This window comes from Cellulomonas sp. SLBN-39 (genome assembly GCF_006715865.1).
In the GTDB taxonomy this organism is placed as follows: Bacteria; Actinomycetota; Actinomycetes; order Actinomycetales; family Cellulomonadaceae; genus Cellulomonas.
Genome location: NZ_VFOA01000001.1, coordinates 219,146 through 236,310, shown reverse-complemented (window position 1 = coordinate 236,310; position 17,165 = coordinate 219,146). Strand labels below are relative to the sequence as shown.

At 74.5% G+C, this 17,165-nt stretch carries 16 protein-coding genes and 1 pseudogene; 12 read left to right on the top strand and 5 right to left on the bottom strand.

Translation table 11 applies throughout. From position 1 onward, the window contains the following. The first annotated feature begins 32 nt into the window (after nt 1-32). Together FBY24_RS01135 and FBY24_RS01130 are read left to right on the top strand one after the other, a co-directional pair. Nucleotides 33-926, top strand: a complete 894-nt coding sequence (locus FBY24_RS01135; protein WP_142157349.1) for a UbiA family prenyltransferase — start codon at nt 33-35, stop codon at nt 924-926. Between the two features lie 89 nt (nt 927-1,015). Continuing rightward, nucleotides 1,016-2,737, top strand: coding sequence for an alpha-glucosidase (locus tag FBY24_RS01130; RefSeq protein WP_142157347.1), 1,722 nt, complete (start codon nt 1,016-1,018; stop codon nt 2,735-2,737). Nucleotides 2,738-2,743: 6 nt separating this feature from the next. Here FBY24_RS01130 and FBY24_RS01125 read toward each other — a convergent pair whose 3' ends face one another. After that, nucleotides 2,744-3,355 (bottom strand): hypothetical protein, encoded by a 612-nt coding sequence (locus FBY24_RS01125; protein ID WP_142157345.1) that lies wholly within the window; start codon nt 3,353-3,355, stop codon nt 2,744-2,746. Nucleotides 3,356-3,806: 451 nt separating this feature from the next. Between FBY24_RS01125 and FBY24_RS01120 the strand changes: the two genes are divergently transcribed. The 9 genes and pseudogenes from FBY24_RS01120 (at nt 3,807) to FBY24_RS01080 (ending at nt 14,320) form a co-directional block, all read left to right on the top strand. Beyond that, entirely contained in the window at nt 3,807-5,675 is a 1,869-nt protein-coding gene (locus tag FBY24_RS01120; protein ID WP_142157343.1) for an acetolactate synthase large subunit, read from the top strand. A 16-nt stretch (nt 5,676-5,691) separates the two neighbouring features. Continuing rightward, nucleotides 5,692-6,216, top strand: coding sequence for an acetolactate synthase small subunit (gene ilvN, locus FBY24_RS01115; protein ID WP_140460039.1), 525 nt, complete (start codon nt 5,692-5,694; stop codon nt 6,214-6,216). 36 nt (nt 6,217-6,252) lie between these two features. After that, nucleotides 6,253-7,302: pseudogene (gene ilvC / locus FBY24_RS01110) on the top strand (ketol-acid reductoisomerase); the annotation flags it as partial. Nucleotides 7,303-7,373: 71 nt separating this feature from the next. After that, complete coding sequence (locus tag FBY24_RS01105) at nt 7,374-7,901, top strand: ASCH domain-containing protein (protein WP_142157339.1); 528 nt, start codon at nt 7,374-7,376, stop codon at nt 7,899-7,901. A gap of 80 nt (nt 7,902-7,981) precedes the next feature. After that, complete coding sequence (locus tag FBY24_RS01100; protein ID WP_142157337.1) at nt 7,982-9,046, top strand: 3-isopropylmalate dehydrogenase; 1,065 nt, start codon at nt 7,982-7,984, stop codon at nt 9,044-9,046. Between the two features lie 86 nt (nt 9,047-9,132). After that, nucleotides 9,133-10,242, top strand: a complete 1,110-nt coding sequence (locus tag FBY24_RS01095; protein WP_142157335.1) for a branched-chain amino acid aminotransferase — start codon at nt 9,133-9,135, stop codon at nt 10,240-10,242. A 302-nt stretch (nt 10,243-10,544) separates the two neighbouring features. Further along, nucleotides 10,545-12,158, top strand: coding sequence for a citramalate synthase (gene cimA, locus FBY24_RS01090; protein ID WP_255432147.1), 1,614 nt, complete (start codon nt 10,545-10,547; stop codon nt 12,156-12,158). Between the two features lie 78 nt (nt 12,159-12,236). After that, nucleotides 12,237-13,196, top strand: coding sequence for a sensor domain-containing protein (locus tag FBY24_RS01085; RefSeq protein WP_142157331.1), 960 nt, complete (start codon nt 12,237-12,239; stop codon nt 13,194-13,196). Between the two features lie 47 nt (nt 13,197-13,243). Beyond that, on the top strand, nt 13,244-14,320 hold the full coding sequence (locus FBY24_RS01080) for a biotin/lipoate A/B protein ligase family protein (RefSeq protein ID WP_142157329.1): 1,077 nt from the start codon (nt 13,244-13,246) through the stop codon (nt 14,318-14,320). Nucleotides 14,321-14,351: 31 nt separating this feature from the next. On the opposite strand, the gene FBY24_RS01075 is transcribed toward FBY24_RS01080, so the two are convergent. The 3 genes from FBY24_RS01075 to FBY24_RS01065 all read right to left on the bottom strand — a co-directional run bounded on the left by FBY24_RS01075 (nt 14,352) and on the right by FBY24_RS01065 (nt 16,055). Beyond that, nucleotides 14,352-14,720, bottom strand: coding sequence for a DUF202 domain-containing protein (locus tag FBY24_RS01075; RefSeq protein WP_142157327.1), 369 nt, complete (start codon nt 14,718-14,720; stop codon nt 14,352-14,354). Next, entirely contained in the window at nt 14,717-15,103 is a 387-nt protein-coding gene (locus FBY24_RS01070; RefSeq protein ID WP_142157325.1) for a YidH family protein, read from the bottom strand. Before FBY24_RS01070 ends, FBY24_RS01075 begins: the two co-directional genes overlap by 4 nt. Before the next feature lie 208 nt (nt 15,104-15,311). Continuing rightward, the gene (locus FBY24_RS01065) at nt 15,312-16,055 is read right to left on the bottom strand and encodes a YggS family pyridoxal phosphate-dependent enzyme (RefSeq protein WP_142163001.1); all 744 of its coding nucleotides are present in this window, start codon (nt 16,053-16,055) and stop codon (nt 15,312-15,314) included. A 162-nt stretch (nt 16,056-16,217) separates the two neighbouring features. Between FBY24_RS01065 and FBY24_RS01060 the strand changes: the two genes are divergently transcribed. Further along, nucleotides 16,218-16,616, top strand: coding sequence for a YccF domain-containing protein (locus FBY24_RS01060; RefSeq protein ID WP_142157323.1), 399 nt, complete (start codon nt 16,218-16,220; stop codon nt 16,614-16,616). Between the two features lie 19 nt (nt 16,617-16,635). Here the strand turns inward: FBY24_RS01060 and ybaK are convergent, their stop codons facing one another. After that, nucleotides 16,636-17,133, bottom strand: coding sequence for a Cys-tRNA(Pro) deacylase (ybaK, locus tag FBY24_RS01055; RefSeq protein ID WP_142157321.1), 498 nt, complete (start codon nt 17,131-17,133; stop codon nt 16,636-16,638). Nucleotides 17,134-17,165 lie beyond the last annotated feature (32 nt).

The window sequence follows — 17,165 nt, the reverse complement described above, 5'->3', positions numbered from 1 at the left end:
CGCCGCCCGCCCGCGGGGGATACCGTCACCCTGTGCCCCGGTCGTCGACCTCCCCGCCGCGTCGGCGGCCGGCGTCGGGCGGACGTGCGCGCGCCGCGACCGCCGCGGCGCTGGCCCGCGCCTGCCACCTCGGCCCGACCGTGGTGGTCACCGCGCTCAGCACGGCGCTGGCCGTCGGGCTCGGCGCCGCCGCCCCGACGGTGCTGCTCGTGCTGCTCGTCGTGCTGACCGGCCAGCTGTCGATCGGCTGGTCCAACGACTGGGTCGACGCCGCGCGCGACCGTGCGGCGGGGCGCACCGACAAGCCCGTCGTGCAGGGTGCGGTCACGGCCGCGACGCTGCGCGCCGCAGCCGTCGGGGCCCTCGTCGTGTCCGTCGCCGCGTCGGCGCTCGCCGGTCCGGCCGCCGCCGTCGCGCACCTGGGCGTGGTGGCGATGGGCTGGGCGTACAACCTCCGCCTGAAGGCCACGGCGGCGTCCTGGGTGCCCTACGCGCTGGCGTTCGCGCTCCTGCCCGGGTTCGTCGTGCTCGCGCTGCCCGGGCCGGCGCTCCCGGCCGCCTGGCTGCTCGCCGTCGGCGCGCTGCTCGGCGTCGGCGCGCACCTCGCCAACGTGCTGCCCGACCTGGAGGACGACGCCGCGACGGGCGTCCGTGGCCTGCCCCACCGGCTGGGCCGTCGCGCCACCGGCGTGCTGGCGCCGGCGGTGCTGGCGCTCGCGGTGCTCGTGGCCGTGCTCGGCCCGCCCGGCCCGCCCGCGCCGCCCGGTGCGGTGGTCGGCGTCGCCGCGGTGCTGACCGCCGTGGCGGCAGGCGTCGTCGGGCTGCGGCGGGAGCGCAGCCGGCTGCCCTTCACGCTGGCGATGGTCGTGGCCCTCCTCTGCGTGGCCGCGCTGGTCCTGTCCGGCACCCGGGGTGCCACGACCTGAGCGTCCGCCTCCGGCGCGCACCGGGTGCGGGCCGACGCCTCGGCTGGAAGGGTCGAGGCGTCAGCCATCGGACCCCGGGAGGAACCGGCATGACCTTCACGCGCGAGGACGCACCCTGGTGGACGGGCGCGGTCGTCTACCAGATCTACCCGCGGTCGTTCCAGGACAGCGACGGCGACGGCGTCGGCGACCTGCGCGGGGTGCTGCAGCGTGTCGACCACCTCGCGTGGCTCGGCGTCGACGTGGTCTGGTTCTCCCCGCTGTACCGCAGCCCGCAGGACGACAACGGGTACGACATCAGCGACTACCAGGACGTCGACCCGGTGTTCGGCACGCTGGACGACCTCGACGAGGTGGTCGCGGCCCTGCACGCCCGCGGCATCAAGGTCGTCATGGACCTCGTCGTCAACCACACGAGCGACGAGCACCCGTGGTTCGTCGAGTCGCGCTCGTCCGTCGACAGCCCGAAGCGCGACTGGTACTGGTGGCGGCCCGCCCGTGCGGGCATGACGCCCGGGACGCCCGGCGCCGAGCCGACGAACTGGGGCTCGTTCTTCTCCGGGCCCGCCTGGGAGCTCGACGAGGCCACGGGCGAGTACTACCTGCACCTGTTCAGCCGCAAGCAGCCCGACCTGAACTGGGAGAACCCGCAGGTCCGCGAGGCCGTCCACGCGATGATGCGCTGGTGGCTCGACCGGGGGGTCGACGGCTTCCGGATGGACGTCATCAACCTGATCTCCAAGCACGTGGACGAGCACGGCGGCCTGTCGGACGCGCCTGCGGGCGACGGACGTCTCGCCCCGCAGGGGTCTGGCTCGACCAACGGCCCGCGCCTGCACGAGTTCCTCCAGGAGATGCACCGCGAGGTCTTCGCGGGCCGGCGCGACGGGCTCCTCCTCGTCGGGGAGACGCCGGGGGCGACGGTCGACGACGCCGTGCTGTTCTCGGACCCGGCCCGCGGAGAGCTGGACATGATCTTCACGTTCGAGCACGTCGGGCTCGACCACGGGCCCGGCGGCAAGTTCGACCCCGTGCCCCTGGACCTGCGCGAGCTGAAGGCCACGATGGCCCGCTGGCAGACCGGCCTGCAGGACGTCGGCTGGAACGCGCTGTACTGGGACAACCACGACCAGCCGCGCGTCGTGTCCCGGTTCGGCGACGACGGTGCCTACCGCCGCGAGTCCGCGACCATGCTCGCGACCGTGCTGCACCTCCACCGGGGGACGCCGTACGTCTACCAGGGCGAGGAGCTCGGGATGACGAACGCGGGGTTCACGTCCCTGGACGACTACCGTGACATCGAGTCCCTGCGGCACGTCCACGACGCCCGTGCGGGGGGCCACGTGAGCGACGAGCAGCTGCTGGCCGGCCTGGCCGCGGCGAGCCGCGACAACGCGCGCACACCGGTGCAGTGGGACGCGGGGCCCCACGCGGGCTTCACGACCGGCGAGCCGTGGCTGCCGGTGACCGCGAACCACACCCACGTCAACGCGGAGGCCGAGCGCGCGGACCCCGCGTCGGTGCTGCACCACTACCGGCGCCTGCACGCGCTGCGGCACGAGGACGAGGTGGTGCGGCTGGGGGACTTCACGCTGCTGCTGCCCGACCACCCGCACGTCTACGCGTTCACCCGTGCGCTCGGCGACGACGCGCTGCTGGTGCTCGGCAACTTCTCCGGCGAGGAGCAGCGGGCCGAGGTGGGCGACGGCTGGGGGGAGCGGGTGCTCGGCAACGTGCCGGACCCGGCCGTCGTGCGCGACGGCGTCGTCATCCTGGCCCCCTGGGAGGCGCTGGTGCTCCGGCGCGCCTGACGCCGGTCAGTCGTCCTGGACGTCGACGACGACCCGCACCGGGTCCTCCAGCAGGGTGACCCGGAACGGGCGCTGCTCGTCGAGGCCGACGAACGACTGGGTCATGCCCTCGAACGTCAGCGGCCGGGTGACGTGCTCGAGGTCGCCCGTGCCGGGGCGCAGGTCGTCGGCGAACTCCTCGTGGCCCGTGTCGGTCGGGTACCCGGTCCCGGTGACCCACACCTCGAGGGTGGCGTCGCCGTCGACGTCGACGACCTCGCCCGAGGGGTCCTCGACGGCCTCGTCGACGTAGCCGACCCGCCAGCCCGGCAGGCCCTCGCCCGCGAGCTCGTACACGACGCGGTCGTACCCGTCGTGCTCCCCGGTGCGGACGTCGACGACGGTCAGGAACGAGTCTGGGGCGGGCTCGGCCGTGAGCTGGTCGCCGGGGGCCGAGAAGTCGGTGCCGACCTCGTCGTCGTCGTCGGGTGCGGCGGTGTTGTCAGGAGACGGGGCCGGGGTCGTCGGAGCCGGCGCGGGGCTCGTGGCCTGACCGGTCACCGGGGCGGCCGGCTCGGCCTGCCCCGCGCACCCGGCGAGGGCCGTGCCGAGCGCGAGCACCGCTGCGGTGCCCGTCATGCCACGTCCTGCTGTCCTGGTCACGTGCCACCCCCGTCCCGGTCCCGGCAGTCGCCGGAGCCGTCGTCGTGCCACCCACACTAGGTCGGACGGTCACGGTCGGCGCGCAGGCGCGCGCCGTGGTGCCGTGACCCGGCAGGCATCACCCGGATGCTGCGGACGGAGCGCGCCGCGACCTTCTCGCGTTCGACATGCGAAACGGTGAACCACGATGTGAGACGACACCCGAGGGATGTGACAGCGCGCGGGGAGCGGCGTAGTGTCGCCGACGTGCAGACGATCCTCGTAGTAGCCCCGGAGCGCGCCGGCTGACGCCGTCCGACCCAGGTCTGCTGTCCGCGCGCTCGCCCCTCGTCCGCCCCGGTGCCCGGGGCCGAGGGGCTTTGTCGTGTCCGGGCCCGCACCACCACGGGCCCAGCCCCCACCCGCCACCGACCCGCAGGAGACGACGATGGTCCAGGGTCCCCACCCCGCACCGCCGCGCACGGCGGCCCGCCCCGTGCGGCCCGCCGACACCACGGCCCGACCCACGACGGACGCCGTCCCCGTGGTCACCCAGCGCATCGGCCCCGAGGACGTCACGGGCGCCCAGGCGATCGTCCGCTCGCTCGAGGAGGCCGGGGTCGAGGTCGTCTTCGGCATCCCCGGCGGCGCGATCCTGCCCACGTACGACCCGCTGATGGACTCCACCCGCCTGCGCCACGTGCTCGTGCGGCACGAGCAGGGCGGCGGCCACGCGGCGGCCGGCTACGCCTACACCTCCGGCAAGGTCGGCGTGACCATGGCCACCTCCGGCCCCGGCGCGACCAACCTGGTCACCGCGATCGCGGACGCGCACATGGACTCGGTCCCGCTGGTGGCGATCACCGGGCAGGTGGGTGCGTCGCTCATCGGCACGGACGCGTTCCAGGAGGCCGACATCCTCGGCATCACGCTGCCGGTCACCAAGCACAACTACCTCGTCACGGACCCCGACGACATCGCCCGCACGATCGCCGAGGCGTTCCACATCGCCTCCACCGGGCGTCCCGGCCCCGTGCTGGTCGACATCGCCAAGTCCGCCATGCAGTCGCGCACCACGTTCACGTGGCCGCAGGAGATCGCGCTGCCCGGCTACCGGCCGGTCAGCAAGCCGCACAGCAAGCAGATCCGCGAGGCGGCCCGCCTGCTGGCGACCGCGCGCCGACCGGTGCTGTACGTCGGCGGCGGCGTGATCCGCGCCGGGGCGTCGGACCTGCTGCGCCGGCTCACGGACCTGTCGGGCGCCCCTGCCGTGACCACGCTGATGGCCCGCGGCGCGCTGCCCGACTCGCACCCGCAGCACCTGGGCATGCCCGGCATGCACGGCACCGTCGCCGCGGTCGCCGCGCTGCAGAAGGCGGACCTCGTGGTGGCGCTCGGGGCGCGGTTCGACGACCGCGTCACCGGCAAGCTGTCGAGCTTCGCGCCGAACGCCGCCGTCGTCCACGCCGACATCGACCCCGCCGAGATCGGCAAGAACCGCCGCGTCGACGTGCCGATCGTCGGCGACCTGCGCGAGGTGATCGGCGACCTGCTGCCCGAGCTCGAGCGCGAGCACGCCCAGCACGGCCGCCCCGACCTCGAGGCCTGGTGGCGCCAGCTGGACGCGTGGCGCGAGACGTTCCCGCTGGGCTACGACGAGCCCACCGACGGTCTGCTCGCACCGCAGCACGTGATCTCGCGCATCGGCGAGATCTCCGGCCCGGAGTCGGTGTTCGTCGCCGGCGTCGGCCAGCACCAGATGTGGGCGTCGCAGTTCATCCGCTACGAGCGGCCCGCGTCGTGGATCAACTCCGGCGGCCTGGGCACCATGGGCTTCGCGGTGCCCGCCGCCATGGGCGCCAAGGTGGGCGACCCCTCGCGCACGGTGTGGGCGATCGACGGCGACGGCTGCTTCCAGATGACCAACCAGGAGCTCGCCACCTGCACGATCAACGAGATCCCCATCAAGGTCGCGGTGATCAACAACAGCTCGCTCGGCATGGTGCGGCAGTGGCAGACCCTGTTCTACGAGTCCCGCTACTCCAACACCGACCTCCACACCGGCCACGGCACCGCCCGCGTCCCCGACTTCGTCAAGCTCGCCGACGCGTACGGCGCGGTGGGCCTGCGCTGCGAGACCAAGGCGGACGTGGACGCGACGATCCGCCGGGCCATGGAGATCGACGACCAGCCCGTCGTCGTGGACTTCACGGTGTCGCGCGACGCGATGGTGTGGCCGATGGTCGCCGCCGGCGTGAGCAACGACGACATCCAGTACGCGCGGGGCATCAGCCCCGCGTGGGACCGCGAGGACTGAGGAAGGAAGCCGAGCCATGACCCGCCACACCCTGTCCGTCCTCGTCGAGAACAAGCCCGGCGTGCTCACGCGCGTCGCCGGCCTGTTCGCGCGCCGCTCGTTCAACATCCACTCCCTGGCCGTGGGCCCCACGGAGCACGACGAGATCAGCCGCATCACCGTCGTCGTCGACGTCGACGCGCTGCCGCTGGAGCAGGTGACCAAGCAGCTCAACAAGCTGATCAACGTCATCAAGATCGTCGAGCTCGAGGACGCCGCGTCCGTGCAGCGCGAGCTGCTGCTCGTCAAGGTCAAGGCCGACGTCTCCCAGCGCACGCACGTGCTCGAGGTCGTCCAGCTGTTCCGGGCGCACGTCGTCGACGTCGTGCCCGACACGGTCGTCGTCGAGGCGACCGGCGGTCCGGGCAAGCTCGAGGCGCTGCTCGCGGCGCTCGAGCCGTTCGGCATCCGTGAGATCGTGCAGTCCGGCACCGTCGCCATCGGCCGCGGCTCGCGGTCCATCACCGACCGTGCGCTCGAGCGCGTCGGCCGCTCGGCCTGACGACCCCCACCCGTTTCCCCGCACACCCGTAACGCCAGAGAACCGAGGAGAACCACCGTGGCTGAGCTGTTCTACGACGACGACGCTGACCTGTCGGTCATCCAGTCCAAGAAGGTCGCCGTCATCGGCTACGGCAGCCAGGGGCACGCGCACTCGCTGAACCTGCGCGACTCCGGCGTCGACGTCACCGTGGGCCTGCGCGAGGGCTCCGCGTCGCGCGCCAAGGCCGAGAACGAGGGCCTGAAGGTCGCGACCGTCGCCGAGGCTGTCGCAGGCGCCGACGTCGTCGTGATCCTCGCGCCCGACCAGGTCCAGCGGCACGTGTACCGCGACGAGATCGAGCCGAACCTCGCCGAGGGCGCCGCCCTGGTGTTCGGCCACGGCTTCAACATCCGCTTCGGCTACATCAAGCCCGCCGCGGGTCACGACGTGCTGATGGTCGCCCCCAAGGGCCCGGGCCACCTCGTGCGCCGCGAGTACGTCGACGGTCGCGGCGTGCCCGTGATCGTCGCCGTCGAGCAGGACGCGTCGGGCGCGGCGTGGGCGCTCGCGCTGTCGTACGCGAAGGCCATCGGCGGCCTGCGTGCGGCCGGGATCAAGACGACGTTCACCGAGGAGACGGAGACCGACCTCTTCGGCGAGCAGGCCGTGCTGTGCGGCGGCGTGTCCCAGCTGATCCAGTACGGGTTCGAGACCCTCACCGAGGCCGGCTACCAGCCCGAGGTCGCGTACTTCGAGGTGCTGCACGAGCTGAAGCTCATCGTCGACCTCATCTTCGAGGGCGGCATCACCAAGCAGCGCTGGTCGGTCTCCGACACGGCCGAGTACGGCGACTACGTCTCGGGCCCGCGGGTCATCACGCCGGACGTCAAGGCGAACATGCAGGCCGTGCTCGCCGACATCCAGAACGGCGCGTTCGCGCAGCGGTTCATCGACGACCAGGACGCCGGTGCGCCCGAGTTCGCCGCGCTGCGCGCGAAGGGCCAGAACCACCCGATCGAGCCGGTCGGCCAGGAGCTGCGCAAGCTGTTCGCGTGGGTCAAGCCGTCGGACTCCGACTACACGGAGGGCTCGGCGGCGCGCTGAGCCCGACGCCGCCGCGGCGCACCCGGTCGTCCGACCGGGTGCGCCGCGGCCGTTTCCGCGAGGATGGGCCCATGAGCGGACCGAGCACGGACCACACCCCCGACGGCGTCGAGGACACCCGCATCCAGGCCTTCTGGGAGGCCGCCCGGGGCCACCTCGGCCAGGGCAAGCTCGACAGCGTGCTGGGGGAGCTCGTGCGCGACGTGGTCCCGCCGCCGTCGTGGTCCTTCGGGGACTCGCCGGCCCTGGCCGACCAGCTGCTGGCGCTCGTGCTCGAGGGGCGCAAGACCGGCACGTCGACCGCGCTGGCCGAGATCGAGGACGAGGGTGTGGCGCTCCCGCGGCGCGGGGAGCTGTCGATCGTCACGGACGGTGCCGGCGAGCCCCGGGCGCTGCTGCGCACCACCGAGGTCGTCGTGGTCCCGTTCGACCAGGTCGACGAGGCGTTCGCCGCCGCGGAGGGCGAGGACGACCTGTCGCTCGCGTCGTGGCGCGTCGAGCACGAGCGCTACTGGCGCCGGGTGCTGGGCGACGACCGGTTCGTCGCGACGATGCCGGTGGTGACCGAGCGGTTCGAGGTGGTGTACCCGCGGCGGTGACGCGCTGCGCGGCGGCGGAGAGGTGACCGTCAGATGAGACGAGATGTCCGGTGCGTGGACGCGTCGCTAGGGTGGTCGGCATGAGCGACCGCGTCGTCCCCCCGTCCCTGCGGCTGGCCGTGGTGCCCGGCGACGGCATCGGGACCGAGGTCGTCGAGCAGGGGCTGCTCGTGCTGGAGCAGGCCCTGCGCGGCACCGGCACGACCGTGACCACCACGGACTTCGACCTCGGCGCACGTCGCTGGCACGCCACGGGTCAGACCCTCACGGACGAGGACCTCGCCGCGATCCGGGGCCACGACGCCATCCTGCTCGGCGCGATCGGCGACCCCGGCGTCCCGTCGGGCGTCCTCGAGCGCGGTCTGCTGCTGCGGCTGCGGTTCGCGCTGGACCACTACGTCAACCTGCGCCCGAGCAAGCTCTTCCCGGGCGTCACCTCCCCGCTGGCCGCGCCCGGCGACGTCGACTTCGTCGTCGTGCGCGAGGGCACCGAGGGCCCGTACGTCGGCAACGGCGGCGCCATCCGGGTCGGCACCCCGTACGAGGTGGCCAACGAGGTCAGCGTCAACACCGCGTTCGGCGTGGAGCGGGTCGTGCGCGACGCGTTCGCCCGCGCCGCGGCCCGTCCGCGCAAGAAGCTCACGCTGGTGCACAAGCACAACGTGCTCGTGCACGCCGGTCACCTGTGGCGGCGCACCGTCGATGCCGTGAACGCCGAGTTCCCCGACGTGACCGTGGACTACCTGCACGTCGACGCCGCGACGATCTTCCTCGTCACGAATCCGTCCCGGTTCGACGTGATCGTCACCGACAATCTCTTCGGCGACATCCTCACCGACCTCGCCGCGGCCATCACCGGCGGGATCGGCCTCGCCGCGTCCGCCAACATCAACCCCGACCGCACGGCGCCCAGCATGTTCGAGCCCGTGCACGGCTCGGCCCCCGACATCGCGGGCCAGGGCAAGGCCGACCCCACGGCAACCGTCCTCTCGGTCGCGATGCTGCTCGACCACCTCGGCCTCGCCGACGCCGCCGCGCGCGTGGAGGCCGCGGTCGCCGCCGACCTCGCCGAGCGCGGCACGGCCGGGCGAGTACGGTCGACGGCCGAGGTGGGTGCCGAGCTGGCCGCCCGCGTCGCCGGCTGACCGCCGCCGGCGCCCGCGCGCCGCACCTGTCCACCCGGCCGTCCGCACCGGTACCGTCGACGTCGACCCTGGTGAAAGGCCCCCTGATGAGCACTCTCGCGTCCCCCACGTCCGCCCCGGCGTTCGCGGTCACCCGTACGACCACCCCCGTCCCCGAGGCGGAGCGGGCCGCCGCGCTCGCCGCCCCGCGGTTCGGCACGGTGTTCACCGAGCACATGTCCCGCATCAGCTGGTCGCAGGCCGAGGGCTGGCACGGCCGGCGGGTCGAGCCCTACGGCCCCCTCCAGCTGGACCCCGCGACCGCGGTGCTGCACTACGCGCAGGAGATCTTCGAGGGTCTCAAGGCGTACCGGTACCCCGACGGCAGCGTCTGGACGTTCCGCCCGCAGGCCAACGCCGAGCGGTTCCAGCGCTCCGCCCGCCGGCTCGCGCTGCCCGAGCTCGCCACCGACGACTTCCTCGGTGCGATCGCCGCCCTCGTCGGCGTCGACGAGCCGTGGGTGCCGTCGGGGGAGGAGACCAGCCTCTACCTGCGGCCGTTCATGTACGCCTCCGAGAGCTTCCTCGGGGTCCGCCCGTCGCTCGAGGCCGAGTTCCTCGTCATCGCCTCGCCCGTCGGCCCGTACTTCGCGGGCGGCGTGCAGCCCGTCGCGATCTGGGTCTCGCAGGAGCACCACCGCGCCGGCGCCGGCGGCACGGGTGCGGCCAAGTGCGGCGGCAACTACGCCGCGAGCCTGCTGCCCCAGCAGGAGGCCTACGCCAAGGGCTTCGAGCAGGTCTGCTTCCTCGACGCGTCGACCAACACGCTCCTCGAGGAGCTCGGCGGCATGAACGTGTTCGTCGTGCACGCCGACGGCCGCGTGGTCACGCCCGCCCTGTCCGGCTCGATCCTCGAGGGCGTCACGCGCTCGTCGATCGTGCAGATCCTCACCGACGCCGGCCACGAGGTCTCCGAGGCCGACGTGCCGCTGACGACGCTGCTGGCGGGCCTCGCGGACGGGTCCGTGACGGAGGTGTTCGCGTGCGGCACGGCCGCGGTCGTGACCCCGATCGGCCGGCTCGCCGGCGAGGGCTTCGACCACACCGTCGGGGACGGAGCCGCCGGGCCGGTGACGATGCGTGTGCGCGCCGAGCTGACCGACATCCAGTACGGCCGGGCGACCGACCGGCACGGCTGGATGCACCGGCTCGTCTGACGTGCTCCGTGGGGCGGGACCGCCCGCCCCACGGACACCCGTCCCACCAGCTGGACGACGTGCCGGGGCCTCGCACCGTGTGCGACCATCGCGCTGTGACCCGCTTCACGCTCATCATCGTGTAGCGCGTCGGACACGATGTCCGACGCGCCGACCTCCCGTACCCCGGGGGGTCTTTTTGTTGGGACACGATGGTCCGCCCGGCACCACCCCCGCCGGTCGGAGCCGTCGCGACGGGACCGGCACACCCCCGCCGGCCGCCGACGTCGACACCCGCGCCGCACGCCCCCGAGGAGCACGCCGTGACCGACCCGACCTTCCACGTCTACGACACCACGCTGCGCGACGGCGCCCAGCAGGAGGGCATCAACCTCTCCGTCGCGGACAAGCTCGCGATCGCCCCGCTGCTCGACGAGCTCGGCGTGGGGTTCATCGAGGGCGGCTGGCCGGGCGCCGTCCCCAAGGACACCGAGTTCTTCAAGCGGGCCGCCAAGGAGCTCGACCTGCGCAACGCGGAGCTCGCGGCGTTCGGCGCGACCCGCAAGCCGGGCACCCGGGCCGTCGACGACCCGCAGGTCCGGGCCCTGGTCGACTCCGAGGCGCCGGTCGTGACCGTCGTCGCCAAGTCCGACGTGCGGCACGTGGAGCGCGCGCTGCGCACCACGCCGGACGAGAACCTCGCCATGATCACCGACACGGTGGCGTTCCTGCGCCGCGAGGGCCGGCGCGTGGTCGTGGACGCCGAGCACTTCTTCGACGGGTTCGCCGTCGACGCCGCGTACGCGCGCGCCGCCGTGCTGGCCGCGTTCGAGGCGGGCGCCGAGGTCGTCGCGCTGTGCGACACCAACGGCGGGATGCTGCCCGACCAGGTCCGCGACGTCGTCCTCGACCTGCGGCGGCACGTCGGCCCCCACGCCGTGCTCGGCATGCACGCCCACAACGACTCCGGCTGCGCGGTCGCCAACACCCTCGCCGCCGTCGAGGCCGGCTGCGCGCACGTGCAGGGCACCGTCAACGGCTACGGCGAGCGCACCGGCAACGCCGACCTGCTCTCCGTGGTCGCCAACCTCGAGCTCAAGCTCGGGCGCCCCGTGCTGGCCCGCACCGACGGCGTCCCCGGCGGGCTCGCCGAGCTCACGCGTATCGCGCACGCCATCAGCGAGCTCACCAACATCTCGCCGTTCGCCCGCCAGCCGTACGTCGGGGCGAGCGCGTTCGCGCACAAGGCCGGGCTGCACGCCTCCGCGATCAAGGTCGACCCGGACCTCTACCAGCACACCGACCCCGGCCTGGTCGGCAACGACATGAGGATGCTGGTGTCGGACATGGCCGGGCGCGCGTCCATCGAGCTCAAGGGCCGCCAGCTCGGGTACGACCTCGCCGAGCACCCCGACGTCCTGGCCCGCCTGACCCACCGCGTCAAGGACTCCGAGGCCAACGGCTACACGTTCGAGGCCGCCGACGCCTCGTTCGAGCTGCTGCTCGTCGAGGAGGTCGAGGGCCGGCGCCCGGCGTACTTCCGGGTCGAGTCGTGGCGGGCGATCGTCGAGCGCAACGGCGGGCGCGGCACGCCCGCCACGGCCGAGGCGACCGTCAAGCTGCACGCCGGCGGCGAGCGGATCGTCAGCACGGGGGAGGGCAACGGGCCCGTCAACGCCCTGGACCACGCCCTGCGGCAGGCCCTGCTGCGCGTGTACCCCGAGCTCGCCGAGTTCGAGCTCATCGACTTCAAGGTCCGCATCCTCGACCAGATGCACGGCACCGACGCGGTCACGCGGGTCCTCATCGAGACGACCGACGGCGAGACGTCGTGGAGCACCGTCGGGGTGGGGCCCAACCTCATCGAGGCCTCGTGGGAGGCGCTGACCGACTCGACCATCTGGGGCCTGCGCCACCGCGGGGTGGCGCCGCGCTGAGCGCGGACCGCGCGTCGGCCCGTCGGACGGCCTAGCCTTCAGCGGGTGGCGACCCGCCCACCGCGAGAGGAGCACCCCGTGTCCGGCACGGACCCCGGCCCGTCCAGCCTCGAGCCAGCGCGCTGGGCGCCGGAGGACGACGACTGGCCGGCGCACGGGTGGCGGGCCCACAGCCGGGGCGGCACGTGGGCCCTCGTGCTGGTGCTCCTCGCGCTGCTGGTCCTCGGGGTGGGCGTGACGCAGCCCTGGAACACCGGCGACGCGGCCCCGCCGCCGGTGACCACGGCGACCGCGCCCGACCCGTCCACGGCCACCCCCACGCCGGCCGCCACGCTGCCCGGCGACAGCGCGTCCTTCGACGAGGAGACGCTCGGCTCCCTGCTGCTCACGCGCCGTGACGTCGAGGACGCGCTCCCCGGCGCCGCCGACGGCGTACGGCCCACCGTCGAGCCCGGCGGCCTCGCCTGGGGGCTGCCGGACGGCGCCGCGGTGACGCCGCCCGCCTGCACCGTCGCGCTCACCGTCGTCGGCCGTGCCCCGGACGCGTACGACGCGCAGCGGTGGGAGAACGACGCGCTGGACGTGACCCAGGAGGTCGTCGTGCTCGACTCCCAGCAGTCGGCCCGGGACGCGTTCCGCGAGCTCGTCACCGCGGTCGACGCCTGCCCCCGGTACGTGCTGGCGGACGCGCCCGACGAGGCCCCGTCGGGCGCCAGCCCCAGCCCGACGGCGGGCACCGGGACGCGGCGGACCGTGTGGACCACCGAGCCGGCGATCGAGGGCCGCGGCGTCTACCCCGGCATCGTGCAGGAGGCCACCGTCGACGACGGCGACGACGTGCGGGCCCAGTACCGCGGCTACGTCCTCGTCGGCGACGCCCTGGTGGCCTGGACGGCGACGGCCCTGGACCCGCGGGCCGTCGAGGAACCGTCCGCCGTGCTGGGCGACCCCGTCGAGGTCAGCGCCGTCGTCCAGGAGCGGGCGCGCAGCGCGGTCGCGGCCCAGGTCGCCACCGCCACGCCCGCGCCGACGGGCTGAGGCGACGGTCCCGGCGTCCCGGGGCCGCACGCGCCTAGGGTGGGGGCGTGCACGGTGCGTACAAGGTCCCCGAGGGCAAGATGGTCGTGGTCGACGTCGACGTGGTCGACGGCCGGCTGCGCGACGTGGCGCTGAGCGGGGACTTCTTCCTCGAGCCGGACGAGGCGCTGGACGTGCTCGCCGCGGCGCTCGACGGCGTGGCCGCGGACGCGACGGTCGGCCAGCTCGCCCAGGTCCTCGACGACGCCCTGACGCTCGCGCAGGACCAGGGCCGTCTCGCCGCGCCCGTCGCGATGGTCGGGTTCGACACCCGGGCGGTCGCCGTCGCGGTGCGCCGCGCGCTGGGCCTGTCGACGTCGTGGGACGACCACGAGTTCGCCCTGCTGCTGCCCGGGCCCATGCCGCCCGCGCAGCACGCCGCCCTCGACCAGGTGCTCGCCGAGGAGCTCGCCGCGGGCCGGCGCGGCGCCACGCTGCGGTTCTGGGAGTGGGAGGAGCCGGCCGTGGTCATCGGCTCGTTCCAGTCGCTGCGCAACGAGGTCGACCTCGAGGCCGCCCAGCGGCACGGCGTGACCGTCGTCCGACGGATCTCCGGCGGCGGGGCGATGTTCATGGAGGCGGGCAACTGCATCACGTTCTCCCTCGTCGTGCCCGCGTCCCTCGTGGACGGCATGACGTTCGAGGCGTCGTACGCGTTCCTCAACCAGTGGGTGCTGGGGGCGCTCGCCGACGTCGGCGTCGCCGCGAGCCTCACCGGCCTGAACGACATCGCCTCGCCCGCGGGCAAGCTCGCCGGGTCCGCGCAGAAGCGCCTCGCCGGCGGCGCGGTGCTGCACCACGTGACCATGTCGTACGACATCGACGCCGACAAGATGCTCGAGGTGCTGCGCATCGGCCGCGAGAAGCTGTCGGACAAGGGCACCCGCTCGGCCAACAAGCGCGTCGACCCGGTGCGCTCGCAGACGCAGATGCCGCGCGAGCAGGTCATCGACGCGTTCGTCGCGCACTTCCGCACGCGGTTCCGCACGGTCGACGACGCGTTGCGTCCCGCGGAGGTCGCCCGGTCCCTCGAGCTCGTCGCGACCAAGTTCGACGACCCGGTGTGGACGGCGCGCGTGCCCTGACGGGCGCTGCCGCGCCGGTCGTGGCGGTCGCTCAGCCGCGTGCGACCAGGAGGACGCCGCACAGCCCCAGCAGCGCGGTGCCCGCGGCCGTCACGGTGACGAGCCGGCCCCCTCCCACGACGCCGTGCGGGTGCGCGGGGTCGCGGACGTCGGCCCGCGCCAGGACCCGGCGCCGGTGCGCGACCGCGAGCACGAGCACCGCCAGGACCACGCCGACGCCGGCGACGCCCCACGCGGCCCCGCCGAGCGTGGGCTGCAGCAGACGACCCGCGGCCAGCGACCCGCCCAGCAGCGCGAGCGCCGTCCGCCGCCACGCGAGTGCGGTCCGCTCGGCGGCCAGCGGGTCGGCGGCGGGCCCGGCGGGTCGCCCCGGCGCACGCCCGGCCTCGCCGTCGCTCATGCCAGGAGCACCCCGAGCAGCACGAGCACCCCGGCGAGCGCGACCCCGACGACGAGCACCGCGAACGACGTGGGTGCCGGCAGGGCGTCGCCGCGGCGCATGGCCCGCTCGGCCCGCGCCCAGCCGATCCACGCGGCCGGCGCGGACACCGTCCCCAGGGTGACGAGGACCAGGGCGGCCGCCAGGCGCAGCCCCGGCTGGATCGGCAGCGCGAGGGCCTCGAGCGCGACGCCCGCGGCGAGCAGCGCGAGGGCCGTGCGGGCCCACGCGAGGAACGTGCGCTCGTTGGCGAGCGAGAACCGGGCGTCCGGCTCGGCGCCGGCGGCGTACACCCACCGGGGCCGTCGGCCGTCGGACGGGTCGGGCACGGCGGGGGAGGGCATGGCGGCATCTTCGCACCCGATGTATCACGGCGCGTCCCGGCGTCTCCTCACCTGCGCCGGCCAGGGCGGAGGGGCCCGGGCCGGCACCTTCGTCTGCCGGGGGGTGGGTCGTGCCCGAGGAGGACCGTGCGCTGCGCCGGGTCGTGCTGATCGAGCGTCGCGAGGCCCTGCGCGTGCCGCTGCTGCGCCGCCGCGCCGCGGCCCGCGCCTACGCCGCCGCGGTGCTGGTGGGCGTGGGCCGTGCGCCGAACACGGCGGTGCCGACGCGCACGACGGTCGCCCCCTCCGCCACCGCGAGCTCCAGGTCGCCGCTCATGCCCATCGACAGCCCCCGGGCCTGGGTGGTCCCGGGTGCGCCCGACGCGACGACCGCGTCCCGCAGCCCGGCCAGCAGCCGGTAGCCGGCGCGCACCACGGCGGCGTCCGGCGAGCGCGCGCCGACGGTCATCAGCCCGGCGAGCCGCAGCCCGGGCAGCGCGGCGACCCCCACGGCGACGTCGACGGCGTCCTCGGGCGTCGTGCCGTGCTTCGTCGGCTCGCCGGACACGTTGACCTGCACCCAGACGTCCAGCGGCTCGGCGCGGCCGGCGACGCGGTCCGACAGGCGGCGCGCGAGGTCCTCGTCGGCGACGGACTCGACGGCGGCCGCCCACCGCAGGGCCGCGTTCACCTTGTTGGACTGCAGCGGCCCGATCACGTGCCACCGCGGGGCCAGGTCCGCCAGGACGGGGGCCTTGGCGACGAGCTCCTGCACGCGGTTCTCCCCGAGCAGCACGGGGGCGGTGCCGGATCCGGCCGCGCGGGCCTCGGCGTCGGCGTGCAGCGCGGCCCGCACGGCGTCGGCCGTCATGGTCTTCGACGCGAGCAGCACCTGCACGGCGTCGAGCGGGCGGCCCGCGGCCCGGCACGCGCCGGCGACGCGTGCCCGCACCGTCGCCAGCCGCTGCGCCACCTGCGCGGCGTCCTGGCCGTCGACCCCGTCACCGGGCCCGGGGACGGTGACGTCGGCGGGGGGCGGGGTGTCGGGCACGTCCCCGACGGTACCCGCAGGACCAGGGTCCGCTCAGGGCCGTCCCGGATCCCGCACGGCCCCCGCACGTGGCACCGTGAAGACGTGAAGACCCTGCTCAACATCATCTGGCTCGTGCTCGCCGGCGCCTGGCTCGCGCTCGGCTACGTCGCCGCCGGCATCGTGTGCTGCCTGCTCGTGGTGACGATCCCCTTCGGCATCGCCTCGTTCCGCATCGCCAGCTACGTGCTGTGGCCGTTCGGCCGCACGATCGTCGACAAGCCCACTGCGGGCGCGTGGTCGACGATCGGCAACGTCGTCTGGGTGGTCGTCGCCGGGGTGTGGCTGGCGATCGGCCACGTCGCCACGGCGATCCCGCTGTTCGTGTCGATCATCGGCATCCCGATGGGCATCGCGAACCTCAAGCTCATCCCGGTGTCGCTGCTGCCGCTGGGCAAGCAGATCGTGCCGACCGACCGCGCGTTCGCCGCCTACGGGCGCTGACGCCGCGCCGGCCCTGCGCTCAGGCGGCGACGTCGGCCACGACGGCGGACGTGAGCGTCACGAGGGCGTCGGGCGCGAGCTCGACGTCCAGGCCGCGGCGCCCGCCCGAGACCAGCACGGTGTCGAACAGCCAGACGGTCTCGTCGACGACGGTGCGCAGCCGGGTGCGCTGGCCGAGCGGGGAGATGCCCCCGACCACGTACCCCGTGGCGCGCTCGGCGGCCCGCGGGTTGGCCATGGCGGCGCGCTTGGCGCCGACCGCCTGCGCGAGCGCCTTGAGGTCGAGCCGGCCCGTCACGGGCACGACCGCGACCGTCAGCGTGCCCTCGACGTCCGCGACGAGGGTCTTGAACACCTGCTCGGGCGGGAACCCGAGCAGGTGCGCCGCCTCCAGGCCGTACCCGACGTCCGACGCGGGGTCGTGCGTGTACGCGTGCGCGGTGTGCGCGACCCCGGCGGCGACGAGCGCGGCGAGCGCCGGCGTGCCCGCGCTCGCGCGGGTGTCCTTCCTGACCACGGGCCCAGGCTAGGCCCGCGGGGCCCTGTGCG